This window comes from Pantoea sp. EKM101V (assembly GCF_011800325.1).
Lineage (GTDB): Bacteria > Pseudomonadota > Gammaproteobacteria > Enterobacterales > Enterobacteriaceae > Pantoea > Pantoea anthophila.
The window spans coordinates 323,970-341,824 of sequence record NZ_JAALFP010000002.1; the positions used below are offsets into that span (position 1 = coordinate 323,970).

At 57.3% G+C, this 17,855-nt stretch carries 18 protein-coding genes; 7 read left to right on the forward strand and 11 right to left on the reverse strand.

Features of this window, described 5'->3' with window-relative positions; translation table 11 throughout:
- Positions 1-246 precede the first annotated feature (246 nt).
- The 5 genes from HFD92_RS05415 to mntR form a co-directional block, all read right to left on the reverse strand.
- Complete coding sequence (locus HFD92_RS05415; protein ID WP_140924477.1) at positions 247-1,776, reverse strand: efflux transporter outer membrane subunit; 1,530 nt, start codon at positions 1,774-1,776, stop codon at positions 247-249.
- Position 1,777: 1 nt separating this feature from the next.
- Positions 1,778-3,346 (reverse strand): DHA2 family efflux MFS transporter permease subunit, encoded by a 1,569-nt coding sequence (locus HFD92_RS05420; RefSeq protein WP_009091213.1) that lies wholly within the window; start codon positions 3,344-3,346, stop codon positions 1,778-1,780.
- The gene (locus tag HFD92_RS05425) at positions 3,343-4,488 is read right to left on the reverse strand and encodes an HlyD family secretion protein (RefSeq protein ID WP_009091215.1); all 1,146 of its coding nucleotides are present in this window, start codon (positions 4,486-4,488) and stop codon (positions 3,343-3,345) included. The genes HFD92_RS05420 and HFD92_RS05425 overlap by 4 nt, the downstream gene beginning before the upstream one ends.
- 148 nt (positions 4,489-4,636) lie before the next feature.
- Entirely contained in the window at positions 4,637-5,746 is a 1,110-nt protein-coding gene (locus HFD92_RS05430) for an SLC13 family permease (RefSeq protein WP_033736361.1), read from the reverse strand.
- Between the two features lie 20 nt (positions 5,747-5,766).
- Complete coding sequence (gene mntR / locus HFD92_RS05435) at positions 5,767-6,225, reverse strand: manganese-binding transcriptional regulator MntR (protein ID WP_003850512.1); 459 nt, start codon at positions 6,223-6,225, stop codon at positions 5,767-5,769.
- 250 nt (positions 6,226-6,475) lie between these two features.
- Here mntR and HFD92_RS05440 point away from each other — a divergent pair, with 250 nt between their 5' ends.
- On the forward strand, positions 6,476-6,667 hold the full coding sequence (locus HFD92_RS05440) for a hypothetical protein (protein ID WP_033736362.1): 192 nt from the start codon (positions 6,476-6,478) through the stop codon (positions 6,665-6,667).
- Positions 6,668-6,902: 235 nt separating this feature from the next.
- Here HFD92_RS05440 and ompX read toward each other — a convergent pair whose 3' ends face one another.
- On the reverse strand, positions 6,903-7,415 hold the full coding sequence (gene ompX, locus HFD92_RS05445; protein ID WP_009091221.1) for an outer membrane protein OmpX: 513 nt from the start codon (positions 7,413-7,415) through the stop codon (positions 6,903-6,905).
- 368 nt (positions 7,416-7,783) lie between these two features.
- Here ompX and rhtA point away from each other — a divergent pair, with 368 nt between their 5' ends.
- The 5 genes from rhtA (at position 7,784) to glnQ (ending at position 12,058) form a co-directional block, all read left to right on the forward strand.
- Positions 7,784-8,698 (forward strand): threonine/homoserine exporter RhtA, encoded by a 915-nt coding sequence (gene rhtA, locus HFD92_RS05450; RefSeq protein WP_046101495.1) that lies wholly within the window; start codon positions 7,784-7,786, stop codon positions 8,696-8,698.
- 325 nt (positions 8,699-9,023) lie between these two features.
- Positions 9,024-9,527: a DNA starvation/stationary phase protection protein Dps gene (gene dps, locus HFD92_RS05455; RefSeq protein WP_009091225.1), complete on the forward strand. Its 504-nt coding sequence runs from the start codon at positions 9,024-9,026 to the stop codon at positions 9,525-9,527.
- 328 nt (positions 9,528-9,855) lie between these two features.
- Complete coding sequence (gene glnH, locus HFD92_RS05460) at positions 9,856-10,602, forward strand: glutamine ABC transporter substrate-binding protein GlnH (protein ID WP_009091226.1); 747 nt, start codon at positions 9,856-9,858, stop codon at positions 10,600-10,602.
- A gap of 77 nt (positions 10,603-10,679) precedes the next feature.
- Positions 10,680-11,339, forward strand: coding sequence for a glutamine ABC transporter permease GlnP (glnP, locus tag HFD92_RS05465; protein WP_009091229.1), 660 nt, complete (start codon positions 10,680-10,682; stop codon positions 11,337-11,339).
- On the forward strand, positions 11,336-12,058 hold the full coding sequence (glnQ, locus tag HFD92_RS05470; protein ID WP_009091231.1) for a glutamine ABC transporter ATP-binding protein GlnQ: 723 nt from the start codon (positions 11,336-11,338) through the stop codon (positions 12,056-12,058). Before glnP ends, glnQ begins: the two co-directional genes overlap by 4 nt.
- A gap of 307 nt (positions 12,059-12,365) precedes the next feature.
- Here glnQ and rlmF read toward each other — a convergent pair whose 3' ends face one another.
- A complete protein-coding gene (gene rlmF / locus HFD92_RS05475) occupies positions 12,366-13,298 on the reverse strand; it encodes a 23S rRNA (adenine(1618)-N(6))-methyltransferase RlmF (RefSeq protein ID WP_167428457.1) in 933 nt (310 codons plus the stop codon).
- Positions 13,299-13,439: 141 nt separating this feature from the next.
- Here rlmF and HFD92_RS05480 point away from each other — a divergent pair, with 141 nt between their 5' ends.
- On the forward strand, positions 13,440-14,072 hold the full coding sequence (locus HFD92_RS05480) for a flavin reductase family protein (protein ID WP_009091235.1): 633 nt from the start codon (positions 13,440-13,442) through the stop codon (positions 14,070-14,072).
- A 5-nt stretch (positions 14,073-14,077) separates the two neighbouring features.
- Here the strand turns inward: HFD92_RS05480 and hutH are convergent, their stop codons facing one another.
- Genes hutH through HFD92_RS05500 form a run of 4 tightly spaced genes read right to left on the reverse strand, consistent with a single transcriptional unit; the run spans position 14,078 to position 17,847 of the window.
- Positions 14,078-15,595 carry a histidine ammonia-lyase gene (gene hutH / locus HFD92_RS05485; protein ID WP_185185188.1) on the reverse strand — a complete coding sequence of 506 codons (1,518 nt, stop codon included), beginning with the start codon at positions 15,593-15,595 and terminating at the stop codon, positions 14,078-14,080.
- Positions 15,592-16,386, reverse strand: a complete 795-nt coding sequence (locus tag HFD92_RS05490) for an ABC transporter ATP-binding protein (RefSeq protein WP_167428458.1) — start codon at positions 16,384-16,386, stop codon at positions 15,592-15,594. The genes hutH and HFD92_RS05490 overlap by 4 nt, the downstream gene beginning before the upstream one ends.
- Position 16,387: 1 nt before the next feature.
- Positions 16,388-17,119 (reverse strand): ABC transporter permease, encoded by a 732-nt coding sequence (locus tag HFD92_RS05495; RefSeq protein WP_046101491.1) that lies wholly within the window; start codon positions 17,117-17,119, stop codon positions 16,388-16,390.
- An 8-nt stretch (positions 17,120-17,127) separates the two neighbouring features.
- On the reverse strand, positions 17,128-17,847 hold the full coding sequence (locus HFD92_RS05500; RefSeq protein ID WP_046101490.1) for an ABC transporter permease: 720 nt from the start codon (positions 17,845-17,847) through the stop codon (positions 17,128-17,130).
- Positions 17,848-17,855 lie beyond the last annotated feature (8 nt).

The window sequence follows — 17,855 nt, forward strand, 5'->3', positions numbered from 1 at the left end:
GCAGCTCAAAATCTTAAATTGAACTGATGCCAGCCACATAAATAATAACGCCCTGACCGCTGCGCAGATAATAGCCCTGCTGTCAGGCCTGTTTTATTTTCGGCCATTTTATCCTGTCGAATTCCGGCAACGATTGCCGCTGATTCAATGAGTTAGATTATCGGTAAACGGAAGATGGCGGGCTGACCGCGCAGCGGAGAGGGATAAGCAGGCGGTCACGGCAGCAGCGCCGCGACCGCCTGAGAACTAATTGGCCTGGGTGGCCGGACCGAAGACGGAGTAGTGCGGCATCTCAACAGTCTGGTATGTTTCCCAGCCGCCGCCCAGTGCTTTATAGAGCGCCACCAGATCGAGCGCGCTCTGCATCCGTGCCTGGGTTGCCTGCTCCTGTGCCTGTGCCAGCTGGCGCTGTGCATCCAGCACCTCCAGGAAGGTGGAGAGCCCCTGACGGTAGCTGTCGCTGGCGAGATCAAAGGCACGCTGAAGAGCACCGGTTGTCTCATCCAGCGCGGTGACACGCTGCTGATCGGCGCGATAGCTGACCAGCGCATTCTCCACATCCTGCAGCGCCGTCAGCACCGTCTGACGATAATCCAGTGCGGCACTCGCCTGCTGCGCCCGCGCCAGCTTCACGCTCGACACCAGCTGTCCGCCCTGGAAAATCGGAATCGATAACGAGGGGCCAAAGCTGTAGAAATGGCTGCTCCAGTTATCCAGGTAGCTGACGTCCGTGTTACGCACGCCCAGCTGGCCGGTCAGCGACAGGCTCGGGAAAAGCTGCGCGACAGAGACGCCAATTTCCGCGGTCTGCGCATGCAGTGTCGCTTCAGCCTGACGAATATCAGGACGACGGCGCGCCAGCGTTGAAGGGATACCCACCTGCACAAACTGAGGCAGCGGCGGCAACGGTTTCGGCGTACTGAGTTCCGCATCCAGCGCGCCCGGCGTTTTGCCAAGCAGCACCGCCAGGCCGTTCATCGCCTGCCGCGCCTGCGACTGATACTGCGGCAGTTGCGCCTGCAGCGTGCTCAGCTGGGCCCGGGCATTCTCCACGTCGGTCAGCGGCGCCAGACCATTACGCTGCTGGCTCTGCGTCAGCTCGGTCGTCTGCTGCGCCACGCTGATCTGCTGCTCCAGCGTCTGGATGGTGCTCTGCGCGCCGCGCAGCTGCAGCCAGGCGCGCGCCACTTCCGCTTCCAGTGAGACCAGCGCATCATTGCGCTGCTCAATCGCCGCCTGCTGCTGGGCACTGGCGGCCTCAACCTGACGGCGCACTTTGCCCCACAGATCCAGCTCCCAGCTCGCATCGAAGCTGCCCTGGTAGAGATTGACCGGCTGGGTCAGGCCGTTGAGCTGACTGGCTACGTTACTGTCGAGCTGATCGGTGGCCCCATTGGCTTTCAGCAAGCCTTCCAGACCGAGCTGCTGACGCGTCACTTTGGCCGAACCGCTCAGGCTGGGTAACAGGCTACCCTGGGCCTGTGTCAGCTGTTCGCGTGCCCCGGCAATACGCAGTACCGTCTGCTGCAGGCTCAGGTTGCCCGCTATCGCCCGCTCAATCAGGCTGTCGAGCTGCGGATCGTTAAAGCTTCGCCACCAGCGGGAATTAATCGCGGCGCTTTGGGGTACGGACGCCTCCTGCGACGCCATGGCGTTAAAACTGCCCGGCACGGCCGGTTTTGGCGCCTGATAGTCAGGCCCGACGGCGCAACCCGCCAGAGCGAGAGCCAGCAGTAAACTCACGGGTTTCAGGCGATGAGAGTAAAAAACCTTCATGTTAGTGTGCTCCTGCACTGCCTTCGCTCTTAATCGGCGACAGCAGCCAACAAAATGGAATCAAAATCAGGGCGACAATACTCAGGCCTGAGAAGACATCGATATAAGCGAGAATGCGCGACTGCGCGATCATCTCCTGATAAAGCTGACCGGTTGCCAGCGTAACGGGATCGCCAACCGCCGAAGTAAAGTCGCGTATCGCCTGCGCCCAGTGCTGCAGCGTGATGTTGAATTGCTCGTTCAGCGGCGTCATGTTGTGCACCATGTGCGCCGAGCGAACCTGCTCGCGCTCGGTAATGGCCGCGGTCGAGAGTGAAATCCCGATCGATCCGGCCACGTTGCGGAACATGGTAAACAGCGCCGAAGCGTCCGCATTGAGTCGCTGCGGAATGGTGACAAACGCGATGGTGGTCAGCGGAACAAACAGGAAGCCCAGCCCGATCGACTGCGCGCTGCGCATCATCACCAGCGTGGCAAAATCGACATTCGGTGCCAGGGTGGCGGAGTAGAAAAACGCTACCGCCAGACAGCTGAAGCCAAAGGCGATGATGTAACGCGTCTGAACAATCGGCATCAGCTTCAGCACCAGCGGGATCGTCAGCACGATCAGCACCGCACCGGGCGACAGCACCAGACCTGACCAGGTGGCGGTGTAACCCAGGTCCTGCTGCGCCAGCTGAGGCAGTACGACAGAGCTGCCATAGAGGATCATCGCCATGCCCGCCATCAGCAAACCCGCTACCCAGAAGTTGCGATCCTTCATCACCAGGATATCGACCACCGGTTTGCGGGCATACATCAGCCAGTAGACGGCCCCGACGATGCCGACCAGCGCCAGAATGGCGAACAGCACGATAAAGTGAGAGGCGAACCAGTCCTCATCTTCCCCGCGATCCAGCATCACCTGCAGGCAACCCAGCCCCAGGGTAATCAGGCTGATACCGATGTAATCGATCTTAAGTTTGCCTTTGGCCCATTTGCGCTCCCACGGTGGATCTTCCAGCAGCTGATAGATTGCCAGCACGGTCAGCACCCCGACCGGGATGTTGATAAAGAACACCCAGCGCCAGCTGTAGTTATCCGTGATCCAGCCACCCAGCGTCGGGCCAATCACCGGCGCAACGATGATGGCGATAGAGGAGAGACCAAAGGCTTTGCCGCGATCTTCCGCTTTAAAGTAGTCGAGCAGCACAGACTGCTGAACCGGCTGCAAGCCGCCGCCGAAAAAGCCCTGCAGGACGCGGAACAGAATGATCTGCCACAGTTCGGTGGCGATTCCGCACAGGAACGAACAGATGGTAAACATCACAATGCAGATCAGGAAAAACTGTTTACGACCAAACAGACGGCTGAAGAATGCAGAGATAGGCAGCACGATGCCGTTTGCCACCAGATAGGAGGTCAGTACCCAGGTTGACTCATCGTAACTGGAGGAGAGTGAACCGGCGATATGCGGCAGCGCCACGTTGACGATGGTGGTGTCGAGGATCTCCATAAACACCGCCAGCGTCACCGTGATCGCCACTAACCACGGATTGCTGGCAGGTTTCCAGCTCTGCGCCGTACTCATTCCACCGTCACCTTGGGTTCAACAGAGAGACCCAGTGGCAATGGATGGTTGGGATCGAGCCCTTTATCAATCACGATTTTAACCGGCACGCGCTGCACGATTTTCACATAGTTGCCGGTGGCGTTTTCTGACGGGAAGGTCGAAAAGCGTGAACCGGAGCCCATCTGAATGCTGTCGACATGCCCTTCCAGCTTCATATCCGGCCAGGCATCGACGCTGATTTCAACTTTATCGCCCGGATTCATGCGCTCAAGCTGAGACTCTTTAAAGTTTGCGGTGATCCAGATGTCCGGTGAGACCAGCGAGAACAGCGAAGAGCCAGCCTGCACCAGGGTACCCAGCTGAACATTGCGCTTGGTGATGAAGCCATCATAGGGCGCACGAACCTGGGTATAGGAGAGATTAAGGTCAGCCGTGCTGAGCTGCGCTTTTGCCTGCTCAACCTGCTGCTGACGCGCTTCAACATTGGTTTCCTGCTGACGAATCTGCAGGGCAACCTGTGATGCGACTTCAACCTGCGCTTTAGCGCTCTGTAACTGCGCCTGCGCCGAGCGTAACTGCGCCGAGGCGCTGTCGATATTGCGCTGACTGGTGGCACGCGGGTCGACGCCGCGCTGGCGACGGTAATCGGCCTGGGCGTTCAGCAGGTTAGCTTCCGCTTTCGCCTGGTCCGCCAGCGCCTGATCGCGCTGAGCCGGATACTGAACCCGGGACAGGGCCAGCTGCGCCTGCGCCTGATGAAGCTGCGCGACAGCTAAGCCGAGCTGCGCCTGCGCCTGTTCACGCTGGGCACGGTTGTCGCTGGGGTCGATTTCCACCAGCAGATCGCCCTTCTTCACCCGCTGGTTATCGTTTACCAGCAGCTTCACCACATAACCGGACGCTTTCGGCGCAATGGTCACCGCATCGCCTTCGGTAAAGGCGTCGTCGGTGGTTTCAATATTGCGGGTCGTAAACCAGAACCAGAATCCAACGATCAGCATGATCACTACCACGACCGCCAGAATAATCAGCGGCTTTTTACCGGGGCGTTTGCGTTCTGGCTGCTGGTCGTTGTCCTTGTTTTCATCTGACTGACGGTTTTTATCCGTCGCGTTATCGGCATCCTGCTGGTGTTGATCGTGTTGGTTGTTCTCGCTCATAGTTCCCATCACTGGCTAAGGCCCTGATTCCGGGCATAAAGGTCTAGTTAACCTTATATCGGAACCTGACAAAATCCAGCGCAACTTTACGAAACTTGAGAAATGGCGCACGTCCTGCCACCTGATGAGGGTGGCAGGCGGGGTGGGACTAATTGAGCAGCCGCAGCAGCAGCCAGCCGCTGGCCATCGACCAGGCGAGCAGAGGGAGTGAAAACAGGTGGAAACGCCACCAGACGGCCCGATCTTTTGCCATACGCAGCGCAATCAGATTGGCCAGGGAACCCGGCAGCAGGCCGAATCCACCGATGTTCACCGCCCAGGCGAGCACATCCGTGGGTGGCACCTTTTGCAGCAGCAGGATCGTTGCCGGCACATTACTGATGACCTGTGACAGCCCGATAGCCAGCAGATAGAGCTGTCCATGACCGAAGTGGGAAACCGCATCAAAGTGCGCCTGCATCACCGGCAGACGGGTCAGCAGGAAGACATCAATGAACATGGCGATAAACACCGCCAGCAGGCTCCAGTCAATGCGCAGCAGCACCGGGCGCGCCATGACCAGGAAAGTGGCGAGAATCAGCAGCAGCACCCAGCCGGTGATTTCCAGCTCCAGGCCGGCGATAAACAGCAGGTAGAGCACCACGCTGACAATAAACAGCGGTTTCTGCCACTCAGGCTGTTCAGGATTGTCATGCTTATCAATCGACCGCTTTGGAAAGCTGAACCAGGTCAGGACCATCAGGCTCAGCAGCAGCCATGCCGCCAGCGGCAGCATCTGCACAATAAACGCGACAACACTGAGCTTGCCGTGACTCCATAACAGAATATTCTGCGGGTTGCCGACCGGCGTAAGCAGCGATCCGGCATTCACCGCCAGCGCTTCAAAGATGATTAGCCGCGAGATGGGCAGATGAGAGAATTTGCGCAGCGTCAGGGTCAGCGGCACCAGAATAAACAGCGCCACATCATTGGTCAGAAAGGTCGAGAGCAGCGCAGCAGCCAGCACCATAAACAGCGCCAGCGCGCGTTCATGCCGGAAACGCGCAATCAGCCGTCCCCCCAGCACATCAAAATAGCCGCTGGTTTCCAGCCCTTTGGTCAGGATCAGCAAACCGGTCAGCGTGATGATGGTGTGCCAGTCTACGGCACCTGGCAGATCGCCCCAGCGGAAATCCGCCAGAAAAGCCAGAACCACACCCAACACGATTAATAAATGCAAAATAGAGTCGTGCAAAAAAGATCGAAGCAGTTGAGGCATGATGAGGGTACGCCTTAGCGTTAACGGGTTTCGGAGAACTTCTTAAACACAGCCAGAGTTTCATCACTGACGTGATGCTCAATCCCTTCTGAATCGCGTCGGGCAGTTTCAGGACTGATGCCTAACGCCAGCAGAAAACTTTCAACAATATGATGACGGGCACGACTCTCTTCGGCCAGCTTCTCCCCTTCGCTGGTCAGAAAGACCCCGCGATAAGGGACCTGCTCGACCAGTCCGGCACTGCCCAGTCGTTTCAGCATTTTTGCCACGGTCGGTTGTGACACACCCAGGCGGGCTGCCATATCGACCTGACGTGCTTCGCCAAATTCACCAATTAAATCAGAGATTAGCTCAACGTAGTCATCAATTAACTCCCGACGATGCGCTTCACGCACCTGCCGAAAACCTTCGACATGCTCTTCAATATCTTTCAGTGGTCCTTTTGGCGCAGAAACCACGCTTTTAGCACGACGACTCATTCAGCTTCCTCATTATTATTTCCCGTACGGGCACTGCTGTACGGATTTAGCTGCGCTTATTGTAAACCAGCCGCAAAGAAGCTCAAATTTTTCCTCGTTAGCCTTGGCTAAAGGATATAGCCAGTGCTATATTTGTTGATAATGTAAGCAGCACACAGAGGATCCTTTGCGATCCTGGGTGGATCCGGTGATGACGTATCTCACTCCAGGCTGCTGACGACCGCGTCGACAATGATTGGGAGGTGATTCTATGAGCACCCTGAAATGTTGCTTAGATTGCAGCAAATGCTTCCAGGCTGAGAAGAGAACAACCACGGAGATGAAATCCTGGCTGTGCCTGCTGACGCGTTCCCCCTTCACGCTGCGTCTGATGTTGATTGAGAAACTGCTGGGCCACAAACCCGCCGATCGTCGCTGTCAGAAGCTCATCTGGCGCGGCTGACCCCTTTTCAGCGCCTCTCAGCCCGGGAGGCGCTCTCCCCTTCTGCTTATTTTCTTTTCTCTTATTTCGCCTGACACATCGCGCGCTCAACGGGCATCACGCTGCCTGCTATGAGGGCACAGAGATTGTCAGTGGGGGAAGAGAAAGGCGGGAGCCTGCATGGCGGGGAGAATATCGGCACAATAAAAAACGGCCCCATAAGGGGCCGTTTTTTGGCGGGTCAGCTAAGCTAAACTTAGAAGCTGTAACCTACGCCAGCGATCCAGGTACCCACGTCCACATTGCGGATGCGGCTCTGCTCGTAGCCAACGTCCAGCGCGACGTCCTGAATTGGGTTAAACTGCAGACCAGCACCGTAAGAGAAACCTACGTCGCTTGAATCAGTTTTAGCGCGTGAAGAAGTATCGTTCTGCTGGAATTTACCGTAGCCGATACCTACAACACCGTAGATGCTCGCCCAGTCGTTCAGACGGTAAGCAGGACCACCGGTCACACCGTAGTACTGGCCTTTGTTGTAAACGCCAGCTTCAGTGCGGTCTTTTTCGGTGTAGGTGAATGAACCGATCCAACCCAGTGGGTTAGAACCGTCTTCATAGCGGTATTTCAGGTTGAAGCCGTTAGCTTTGTTAGCCACGCCCTGATAGTCGCTCTGCGCGTAACCACCAGTTACGGTGCTCTGTGCCATTGCTGAACCTGCAGATACTGCCAGTACACAGGCTAATGCTGAAAGACATGCAATTTTTTTCATAACCACCTCAAATGTGAAAATACTTCTCTCCTGACAACGCTGAAAATATAACAAAAAATAGCGAGAAACTCTGCCCGGATTTTGTTGTCTAACAGAAAGTTTGGTGTAACAGGACGTTAATGCGACATCCTATGTCATTCATTTTTCTTATAAAATCCGTCATCTTCCTGCAACAATCATTTTGTGCTGAATTCCCTCTTTAAGTTAAATCCTAAAAAATCCTGACATTTCTTTACCAAAATGGCACTGAATTCGGGCAAAAACTGCGCAACCCGTTCGCATTTAAAACGCAAATTCGTGATTTTTTAGCCGCTCTTTCCTTTACACTGGTCGACTGATTTCGTTGATGACCAGGAAAAGTGAACAGGATGTCTGCCTCTCCCGCTGCTAAAAACCTTACCCCGATTTTATTGCCGGTCGCCGTACTGCTGATTGCGATGCTGTCGCTTCAGGGCGGTGCATCCCTGGCGAAGTCACTGTTTCCTGCCGTTGGGGCGACCGGGATCACCGCCCTGCGCCTGGGATTTGGCACACTGATACTTTGCATAATTTTCAAACCCTGGCGTTTACGCTTCAGCCGCGAGCAGCGTCTTCCCCTTCTTATGTATGGCCTGGCGCTGGGCACAATGAATTTCACGTTCTATCTGGCCATCCGTACGGTGCCGCTGGGTGTGGCGGTGGGTCTGGAGTTTACCGGCCCGCTGGCGCTGGCGCTGTTTGGTTCACGCCGGCCGCTCGATTTTGTCTGGGTGGTGCTGGCCGTGATTGGCCTGTGGTTCCTGCTGCCGTTTGGCACAGGCATGACCGCCATTGACCCCGTGGGGGCCGCGCTGGCTGTCGCTGCCGGAGCCTGCTGGGCGATCTATATCCTGGCCGGACAACGGGCAGGCGCCGAGCATGGTCCTGCTACCGTGGCAATCGGGTCGCTGATCGCCTCGGTTATTTTTGTGCCACTGGGACTGACCTTTGCCGAGAGTGGCATCTGGAACTGGGCGGTTATGCCCATCGCGCTGCTGGTTGCCCTGCTCTCCAGCGCCATCCCCTACTCGCTGGAGATGGTTGCACTGACCCGCTTACCGGCGCGCATCTTCGGCACCTTGATGAGTCTCGAGCCGGCGATGGCTGCCTTTTCAGGGATGCTCTTTCTGGGGGAAACGCTGAGTGCACTCCAGTGGCTGGCGCTGCTGGCTATCATCATCGCGTCGGCAGGATCGACGCTGACGATGCGGCCGAAAAAGAGCCAGCTGAACAACGTGGAATTATCCGGCGACACTCAGAAATAAGCGCGTCCTGCCCGCTGTTATGGCGGGCTAAATAACAATCATGCTCAACATGAGAATTATTCTTAACCGATTCATTCCGCTGCACTTTCTATTTTGAAACAGTCACTTACCGGTTATTTACAAAATAATTTAACTTACTGATTCATAATAAAATTTTCTTTATTTTATATTTTAACATAGTAGTAACCTTCCTGAACCCGCGCGGCACCAGACAAAGAGAGACACTATTTCATCCATTGATAAAGTCGTTTCTGCAAAGTTAAAAAGCGCTGCTATACTTATCCGGTACTTGATTAGGACAACCATCAAAGAGAGGACTGAAACGATGAGTACCGCTAAATTGGTTAAAACTAAATCTTCTGATCTGATTTACACCCGCAATGACGTAGCCGAAGACGAAAAGAAAGCCACCATCGAGGTGCTGAATCGTCTGGTCGTCGAGTTTATTGACCTGTCATTGATCACTAAGCAGGCGCACTGGAACATGCGCGGTGCTAACTTTATCGGTGTACATGAGATGCTGGATGGTTTCCGCACCGCGATTACCGATCATCAGGATACGATTGCTGAACGTGTTGTGCAGCTGGGCGGCGTGGCACTGGGCACCGCACAGGTCGTGAACGACAAAACCCCGCTGAAAAGCTATCCGCTGAACATCCATAGCGTGCAGGATCATCTGAAAGCACTGGCCGATCGTTATGCCATCGTTGCTAACGATACCCGCAAAGCGATTACCGAAGTGAAAGATGAAGATACTGCTGACATCTTCACTGCGGCCTCTCGCGACCTGGACAAGTTCCTGTGGTTCATCGAAGCCAACATTGAATAAGACTTAATGCAGTGACTGTGCAGTCAATCAGGCGGGGAAACCCGCCTTTTTTACGTCTGTATAACCCCGTTTTATGACCCTGTTAACAGTTCTTCTCTTCTTCGCTTCAAAGCTTCAACAACTGAGGCACACTACCGCTTGCACCAAAATCGCCACCTGCACCACAATAGAGCACCAAAACGGTGCAAATGCAGAATAACCTGCAAAATCGCTTCAGCTGTGATATTTAACTCACTGATTTCGCGTATCTTGCAAAGTTGGCATAATTTTTTCATATGACAAGCCGAAAACGCAGGTCCTGCCGCCTGAGTGTAAAAAGGAAAAAATGATGAAGTCACTGTTAAAAGTTTCTGTGGCCGCGCTGGCGCTGGCCTTCTCCCTCTCCTCCACCGCAGCAGAAAAGAAGCTGGTCGTCGCGACCGATACCGCCTTTGTTCCGTTTGAATTCAAACAGGGTGACAAATATGTCGGCTTTGATGTGGATCTGTGGGATGCGATTGCCAAAGAACTGAAGCTCGATTACACCCTGAAGCCGATGGATTTCAGCGGCATCATTCCTGCCCTGCAGACACGTAATGTCGATCTGGCGCTGGCGGGTATCACCATTACTGAAGAGCGTAAGAAGGCGATTGAGTTTTCTGACGGCTACTACAAAAGCGGTCTGCAGGTGATGGTGCGTAACAATGAAAACAACATCAAAGGCATCAGCGATCTGAATGGCAAAGTGGTCGCCGTCAAAAGCGGCACCGGCTCTGTAGAGTATGCGAAAGCCAACATCAAATCGAAAGATCTGCGTCAGTTCCCGAACATCGACAGCGCCTACATGGAGCTGGGCACCAACCGTGCTGACGCCGTGCTGCATGACACGCCAAACATCCTTTACTTCATTCACACCGCCGGTAAAGGCCGCTTTAAAGCGGTGGGCGATTCAATCGAAGCGCAGCAGTATGGTATTGCCTTCCCGAAAGGCAGCGACGATTTACGCGAGAAAGTCAACGGCGCGCTGAAGACCCTGAAAGAGAACGGCACCTACAATCAGCTTTATAAAAAATGGTTCGGCACTGAACCAAAATAATAATTTGTCCGTGAATTAATTTGAGCAGGGAAACTTTTCCCTGCTTTTTTCCATCGCAACATATCTGGAGTGACACCATGGAGTTTGACTGGAGCGTCATCTGGCCCGCCATGCCAGCGCTGCTCGAAGGCGCTAAACTGACCTTAATTATCTCAATCATCGGCCTGTGTGGCGGTCTGCTTATCGGTCTGGTGGCCGGTTTTGCCCGTGCTTACGGCGGCTGGATCACCAATAACATCGCGCTGGTGTTTATCGAAATCATCCGCGGCACGCCTATCGTGGTGCAGGTGATGTTCATCTACTTTGCCCTGCCAATGGCGTTTCCCGACCTGCGAATCGATCCCTTCAGTGCGGCGGTCGTAACCATCATGATTAACTCCGGCGCTTACATTGCCGAGATCACCCGTGGTGCCGTGCTGTCAATCAACAAAGGCTTCCGCGAAGCGGGTCTGGCGCTGGGACTGTCGGGCCGTGAAACGCTGCGCTACGTGATTATGCCGCTGGCGCTGCGCCGTATGCTGCCGCCGCTGGGTAACCAGTGGATTGTCAGCATTAAAGATACGTCGCTGTTTATTGTTATCGGTGTGGCTGAACTGACGCGTCAGGGTCAGGAGATTATTGCCGGTAACTTCCGCGCTCTGGAAATCTGGAGCGCCGTCGCGATCATCTATCTGGTGATTACGCTGGTGCTGAGCTTTGTGCTGCGCCGCATTGAGAAAAGGGTGAAAATCCTGTGATTGAATTTAAAGATGTCTCCAAGCATTTTGGTCAGACCCAGGTGCTGCACAATATTGACCTGAAAATTAACCAGGGCGAAGTGGTGGTCATTATCGGTCCTTCCGGTTCCGGTAAATCAACCCTGCTGCGCTGCATTAACAAGCTGGAAGAGATCACCAGCGGCGAGCTGATTGTGGATGGTCTGCGCGTCAACGATCCGAAAGTCGATGACCGCCTGATTCGTCAGGAAGCGGGCATGGTGTTTCAGCAGTTTCATCTGTTCCCGCAGATGAGTGCGCTGGACAACGTGGCGTTCGGTCCGATCCGGGTGCGCGGTGCCAGCAAAGAGTCGGCACGCCAGCTGGCACGCGAGCTGCTGGGCAAAGTGGGCCTCGCCGAGCGTGCGCATCACTTCCCGTCTGAGCTTTCCGGCGGTCAGCAGCAGCGTGTCGCGATTGCCCGTGCGCTGGCGGTGAAGCCGAAGATGATGCTGTTTGATGAGCCGACCTCCGCGCTTGACCCGGAGCTGCGTCACGAAGTGCTGAAGGTGATGCAGGACCTGGCGGAAGAAGGCATGACGATGGTGATTGTGACCCACGAAGTCGGCTTCGCTCAGAAGGTGGCCTCGCGTCTGATCTTTATCGACAAAGGCCGGATTGCGGAAGATGGCGATCCCGACAGCCTGATCAGCAATCCCCCGAGTGAGCGTCTGCGCGAATTTCTGCAGCACGTCTCCTGATCAAAACGGGCCGCTTAGCGGCCCGTTTTTATTGTTGGCAAAGTCTGCCCTGCCCAGCTGTGAGACCGACCCTGCGAAGGGAACATGGGCAGATCGGAAAGTCGCTTAAACCATCCCTGGTCGCTCGGCCCGCGCCGTCCCTGGCGCGGGACGCTTTCCTCCTCTGCCCGGGTTCCCTGCGCTATTAGCTAATGTGTTGCTGCAAGAGCAACCCCGATTGGGTTTGTCAGCACTCTGAAACGGCCGCATCGCAGCACGTCCTTTTTTCTCAGCAGATAGATTCCTGCTACCTGCGTAATGAGATGCCTCAGTTCCCCAGGCGACTCAGCAGTTTGCTGCGCTGGGCAGCAGGCATAAAACTCCACGCCAGGAAGCGGCTCTGCTTCTGACCCTGCGCCATATTGACCACCCGCACTTCAGCCACGTCGAGCGCCTGCAGCTGTTTTTCCAGCGCGGGCAGATTCTCTTTGCGCGATACCAGTGAGGTAAACCAGCCGATCTGACGACCAAAGGCCACGCTCTCGGCGATCATCCTGCCGATAAAGGCTTTTTCACCGCCGGGATACCACAGCTCATTATGCTGACCGCCAAAGTTGAGCGGCGCCGCTTTATCGAGTCCGAGATTGCGTGATTTACGTTGCGATCCCGCCGCGGCCTCCTCCGCCGAGGCGTGGAAAGGCGGGTTGCACATGACAGCACTGAAAAATTCGTTTTTGCTGATCACGCCCGCCAGCACCGCGTCGCTGTTTTTCTGACGACGCAGACGGATCTGGCGCGTCAGGCGCGGATTCGCGGCCAGGATGCGGTTGGCCGCTTTAAGTGCAACCTCGTTGATTTCGGTACCGGTAAAGCGCCAGCCATATTCCGCCGCGCCAATCAGGGGATAGATGCAGTTTGCGCCGCAGCCCACATCCAGGATGTCCGCCGCAGGGATTACGTCGTTGTTATCCAGCGCCAGCAAATCCGCAAGGTAGTGCAGATAGTCGGCTCGTCCCGGCACCGGCGGACAGAGTGAGCCGGGGGCCAGCTGCCAGTCGATATCATAAAACAGTTTGATCAGCGCCTGATTCAGCAGCATCACCGCCTCGGGGTCCGCAAAATCCACCGACTGCACGCCATACCCGTTGGGCCGGACTTTGGCCGCCAGTGGCGGATGCGCGGCGGTTAACGCGGCAAAATCGTACTCTCCCTGATGGCGATTGCGGGCGTGGAAAGGCGAGGTGCTGGCTGACTTTTTCATACGTTCTCTCAGTTATTCAGGCGCGCGTACAATACGCTGTAGGCGAGTGAAAATAAACCCGCACCATCCGCTTACCGCTTTCCGATTCGACAGGCCATGCTGTCGCGCTAAGATTAATCATTATTCCCCGTTGGAGAGGTTATGAGCCAGAAACGCTATTCTTATCAACCCCGTGCCGGTCATGGTCTGCCGCACGATCCGCTGAATGCCATTATCGGCCCGCGCCCGATCGGCTGGATTAGCTCAGTCAGCGCCAGCGGCCAGCGCAATCTGGCACCCTACAGCTTCTTTAACTGCTTCAGCTATCATCCGCCGATTATCGGTTTCGCCAGCAGCGGCTGGAAAGACAGCGTCCGCAATATTGCTGAGACCAGAGAGTTTGTCTGGAATTTGGCGACCCGCCCGCTGGCGGAAGCGATGAATGAAAGCTCAGCGTCGCTGCCTGCCGATCAGGATGAGTTCACCTTTGCCGGTTTAACACCGCAGGCAGGTTCCCAGGTCAGCGCCAGTCTGGTGGCGGAGAGCCCGGTCAACTTTGAGTGTCGTTTAACACAGCTGATACAGCTGCAGGATGCCGATGGCAACCCGCTCGACAGCTGGCTGGTCATGGGTGAAGCGGTGGCGATCCACATCAGTGAAACGCTGCTGGAAGAGGGCATTTATCAGACGGCCAAAGCGGAGCCGATTCTGCGCGCCGGGGGACCCAGCGCCTATTACGGCATCAGTGAAGCCCAGCGCTTCGACCTGGTCCGTCCGGACGCCCGCCGGTCGTAACCCGCCTATCCCTCAAGCGCATCGCACCGGTGCGCTCTGATCTGTTCTGCCGCGCGGGCGATATCAGGCGCCAGCCAGCGATCCTGCTGCCAGCACGCCACCACCTGCCGTAACTGCCGCCAGGCACGCCGCGTTCCTGCGGCCAGCTGGGATTCACCGTGAAACTCCAGCGCCTGCGCCGCCAGCAGATACTCAATCGCGAGGATGTGCCCGACATTGCTGACCAATTTCAGCAGCTTCAGTGCCGCACCGGTGCCGAGGCTCAGATGATCCTCCTGTAATCCCGACGTGACAAAGTTGTCAAGCACCGCCGGCTGAGCGAGCTGGCGGTTCTCCGCGCAGAGCGACGCCGCCACATATTGCGCAATCATCATGCCGGAGTTGACGCCCGGCTCGGCCACCAGAAACGGCGGCAGACCGCTGACCAGCGGATTCACCAGCCGATCAAGCCGTCGCTCCGCGATGCTGCCCAGCTCCGCCAGCGCAATTGCCAGCAGGTCGCAGGCCATCGCCACCGACTCGCCGTGCGGGTTTGACTGCGACACGACGCGCCAGGCGTCGGGGGTGCCCAGAATCAGCGGATTGTCGGTAGAGGCGTTGAGTTCGGTCTCCACCTGACGGACCGCATGGGTAAACTGATCGCGGCAGGCACCGTGAACCTGCGGCATCGAGCGCAGGCTCAGCGCATCCTGTGTCCGGATACCGACGCTCGCTTTCAGCAGCGGGCTGTCACTTAACAACTGGCGCAGACGTTCGCCGCTGCGCTGAATCCCCGGACTGGCTTTCAGCGCCAGCACCTCAGGATCAAACGCCACCAGCTGGCCACGCAGCGCTTCAAAGCTCATCGCGCCCGTGACATCCGCCCAGTCCAGCAGACGCGCCGCATCATCCAGCGCCAGGCAGGCTAAGCCGGTCATGCACGGCGTGCCGTTTACCAGACTCAGCCCCTCTTTCGCGCCAGGCCGGTAGGGCGTCAGCCCTGCCTCCGCCAGCGCCTGCTCTGCCGGGACGACGCTGCCCTGCCACTCCACCTCACCGATGCCGATCAGCGTCAGCCCGATATGCGCCATGTGGGTCAGATAACCGACCGACCCCTGTGACGGCACCTGCGGCGTAATCCCCCGGTTGAGCAGCGCCAGCAGCTGCTGCACCAGCGCCACCGAGACGCCTGATTTACCGTGGCTGTAGTTGGCGATCGCGGCACACAGGATGGCGCGCACCTCGGCTCTGGCCAGTTTCGGGCCAACGCCACAGGCATGGCTCAGCAGGGTATTACGCGACAGCTGGCTCAGTTCATCCTCAGAGAGGGTGATGTTGCACAGCGCACCCAGCCCGGTATTGATGCCATAAGCGACCTGCCCCGTCGCCACGATGGTGCCGACGATCTCGCGGCTCTGCGCAATCCGCTGCCAGGCGCTGTCGCTGAGGGTCAGAGGGGCATCGTGCCGGGCGACCTGCACCAGCGACGGCCAGGTCAGCGGGGCATCGCCCCACACCTGGGGAGGATTCAGCGTGCTGCTCATAACACCGGCTCCACCTGATGATGACGGGAGATAAACTGCCTGAAGCGCGCCGAGCCGCCGTCGCTAAACATCACTTCCGGCGTGCCCTGACAATCAATCGTGCCCTGATGCATAAACACCACCCGGTTAGAGACGTGGCGGGCAAAGCCCATCTCATGCGTCACCACCAGCATGGTGCGCCCCTCCTCCGCCAGGCTGCGCATCACCTTCAGCACCTCACCGACCAGTTCGGGGTCGAGTGCCGAGGTCGGCTCATCAAACAGCATCACCTCCGGGTCCATCGCCAGCGCGCGGGCAATCGCCACGCGCTGCTGCTGACCGCCGGAAAGCTGAGCGGGATAGAAATCTTTGCGGTTGAGTAAGCCGACCCGGTCCAGCAGCTGTTCCGCCTGAGCGATGCAGGCTTTTTTGTCGCGCTTCAGTACATAGTGCGGCCCTTCAATCACATTCTGCAGCACCGTCAGATGCGACCAGAGGTTAAAACTCTGGAACACCATGCCAAGCCGGGAACGCAGCCGTTCAATCTGGCGCGGATTAGCGGCCAGCTGATGCCCGCGGGCATGGCGCTTCATCTCAATGGTCTCACCACCGACGCTGACCACGCCCGAATCGGGCGTCTCCAGCAGATTAATGCAGCGCAGCAGCGTACTTTTGCCCGAGCCGCTGGCTCCGAGAATCGAGATGACATCGCCTTTGTGCGCCTGCAGTGAGATGCCCTTCAGCACCTCCATGGCACCAAAAGATTTGTGGATATCGCTGGCCGACAGCGTGACGGGCGACAAATCAGACATATTACTCTCCTCCGGGGATCGGCTTAGCGGACGGTAACGGCTTTTTTTCCGGTTTGTGCACCGGCGTCAGACGCCGCTCCAGCAGGGCATAGAGTTGCACAATGATGAAATTAAGGATCAGGTAGATTGCCGCCGCACAGAGAAAGACCTCCATGGTGCGGTAGGTGCGCTGGATGATCTGCTGCGCCACCCCGGTGACATCCCACACCGTCACCAGACTGGCGAGCGCGGTCGATTTCACCAGCAGAATCGCTTCGGTAGAGTAGGCAGGCAGCGCGTAACGCAGCATGACCGGCGCGATAATGCGCCGCAGCAGCAGCCCGCGTGACATCCCACACGCCAGCCCCGCCTCGACCTGGCCTGGCGGCACCGCCAGCAGCGCCCCGCGCAGGATCTCTGCGGTGTAGGCGGCGGTGCAGAGCGAGAGCGCGAGCACCGCACAGGTGAACGGCTCACGCAGAAATGGCCAGAGGAGGCTGTGGCGGATCACGCCAAACTGCCCCAGACCGTAGTAGATCAGGAACAGCTGGATCATCAGCGGCGAACCGCGAAACACCAGAATGTAGCCGCGGGCAAAGCCGCTGAGCAGCCGCCAGCGGCTCATGCGCAGCGCCAGAATCCCTGTCGCCAGCACGCCACCGCACAGAAAGGCGCTGATAAACAGACCGAGCGTCACCGGCAGCGCGGCGCTGAGTTTCAGGAAGGTGTCTGTGAGAAACGCAAAATCGATCATCAATCCCCCTAATGCTGTGCAGCGGTGCGGCTTTGCCAGGCGCGCCCCAGACGGGATTCAGCGCGCAGGAAGGCACGGTTGGACAGCAGCGTCAGCAGCAGATAGCAGCCTCCGCCCACCAGATAAAAGGCGAAGTAGTCACGGGTCGAACCGGCGGCAATCTGGCTCGCCCGCATCAGCTCGACGATGCCGGTGACCGACACCAGCGCCGAATCTTTCAGGCTCATCTGCCAGACGTTTGATAAACCCGGCAGCGCATAGCGCGCCACCTGCGGCAGCAGGATGCGTTGCCGGATGCGCCAGCGGGGCATGCCAATCGCGACCGCCGCTTCGATCTCCCCTTTCGCCAGCGCCAGCCGTGCGGCGCGATAGACTTCCGCCTGATAAGAGCCGGAGATAAGCCCGATGGCCAGCGCCCCGATCAGAAACGGCGGCGCTTCGATAAATCCGTCGGCACCAAACAGCTGGCCGATCTGCGTGATCAGCCCCGATCCCCCGAAGTAGAACAGGTAGATCACCAGCAGCTCAGGAATGCCGCGAAAGATCACCGAGTATCCCTCCCCCAGCCAGCGAACCGGCCGGTGGGGAGATAACTTCGCGGCGGCAACGCCCGATCCGACCACCGCCCCCACCACCAGCGCGGCAAACGACAGCAGCAGCGTGGTCAGCGCGGCACTCAGAATCAGCCGTCCCCAGCCGTCCGGGCCAAAACTCAGCAGGCTTATCATCAGTTACC

Excerpts from the sequence above, each read along its gene's own strand:
- rlmF (WP_167428457.1), bottom strand. The coding sequence starts at position 13,298 with ATGAAAAAGTCAGCCAGCACCTCGCCTTTCCACGCCCGCAATCGCCAT.
- dps (WP_009091225.1), top strand. The coding sequence starts at position 9,024 with ATGAGTACCGCTAAATTGGTTAAAACTAAATCTTCTGATCTGATTTAC.
- HFD92_RS05425 (WP_009091215.1), bottom strand. The coding sequence starts at position 4,488 with ATGAGCGAGAACAACCAACACGATCAACACCAGCAGGATGCCGATAAC.
- glnP (WP_009091229.1), top strand. The coding sequence starts at position 10,680 with ATGGAGTTTGACTGGAGCGTCATCTGGCCCGCCATGCCAGCGCTGCTC.
- hutH (WP_185185188.1), bottom strand. The coding sequence starts at position 15,595 with ATGAGCAGCACGCTGAATCCTCCCCAGGTGTGGGGCGATGCCCCGCTG.
- HFD92_RS05495 (WP_046101491.1), bottom strand. The coding sequence starts at position 17,119 with ATGATCGATTTTGCGTTTCTCACAGACACCTTCCTGAAACTCAGCGCC.
- HFD92_RS05415 (WP_140924477.1), bottom strand. The coding sequence starts at position 1,776 with ATGAAGGTTTTTTACTCTCATCGCCTGAAACCCGTGAGTTTACTGCTG.
- mntR (WP_003850512.1), bottom strand. The coding sequence starts at position 6,225 with ATGAGTCGTCGTGCTAAAAGCGTGGTTTCTGCGCCAAAAGGACCACTG.
- HFD92_RS05420 (WP_009091213.1), bottom strand. The coding sequence starts at position 3,346 with ATGAGTACGGCGCAGAGCTGGAAACCTGCCAGCAATCCGTGGTTAGTG.
- ompX (WP_009091221.1), bottom strand. The coding sequence starts at position 7,415 with ATGAAAAAAATTGCATGTCTTTCAGCATTAGCCTGTGTACTGGCAGTA.
- rhtA (WP_046101495.1), top strand. The coding sequence starts at position 7,784 with ATGTCTGCCTCTCCCGCTGCTAAAAACCTTACCCCGATTTTATTGCCG.
- glnH (WP_009091226.1), top strand. The coding sequence starts at position 9,856 with ATGAAGTCACTGTTAAAAGTTTCTGTGGCCGCGCTGGCGCTGGCCTTC.
- HFD92_RS05500 (WP_046101490.1), bottom strand. The coding sequence starts at position 17,847 with ATGATAAGCCTGCTGAGTTTTGGCCCGGACGGCTGGGGACGGCTGATT.
- HFD92_RS05430 (WP_033736361.1), bottom strand. The coding sequence starts at position 5,746 with ATGCCTCAACTGCTTCGATCTTTTTTGCACGACTCTATTTTGCATTTA.
- HFD92_RS05440 (WP_033736362.1), top strand. The coding sequence starts at position 6,476 with ATGAGCACCCTGAAATGTTGCTTAGATTGCAGCAAATGCTTCCAGGCT.
- HFD92_RS05480 (WP_009091235.1), top strand. The coding sequence starts at position 13,440 with ATGAGCCAGAAACGCTATTCTTATCAACCCCGTGCCGGTCATGGTCTG.
- HFD92_RS05490 (WP_167428458.1), bottom strand. The coding sequence starts at position 16,386 with ATGTCTGATTTGTCGCCCGTCACGCTGTCGGCCAGCGATATCCACAAA.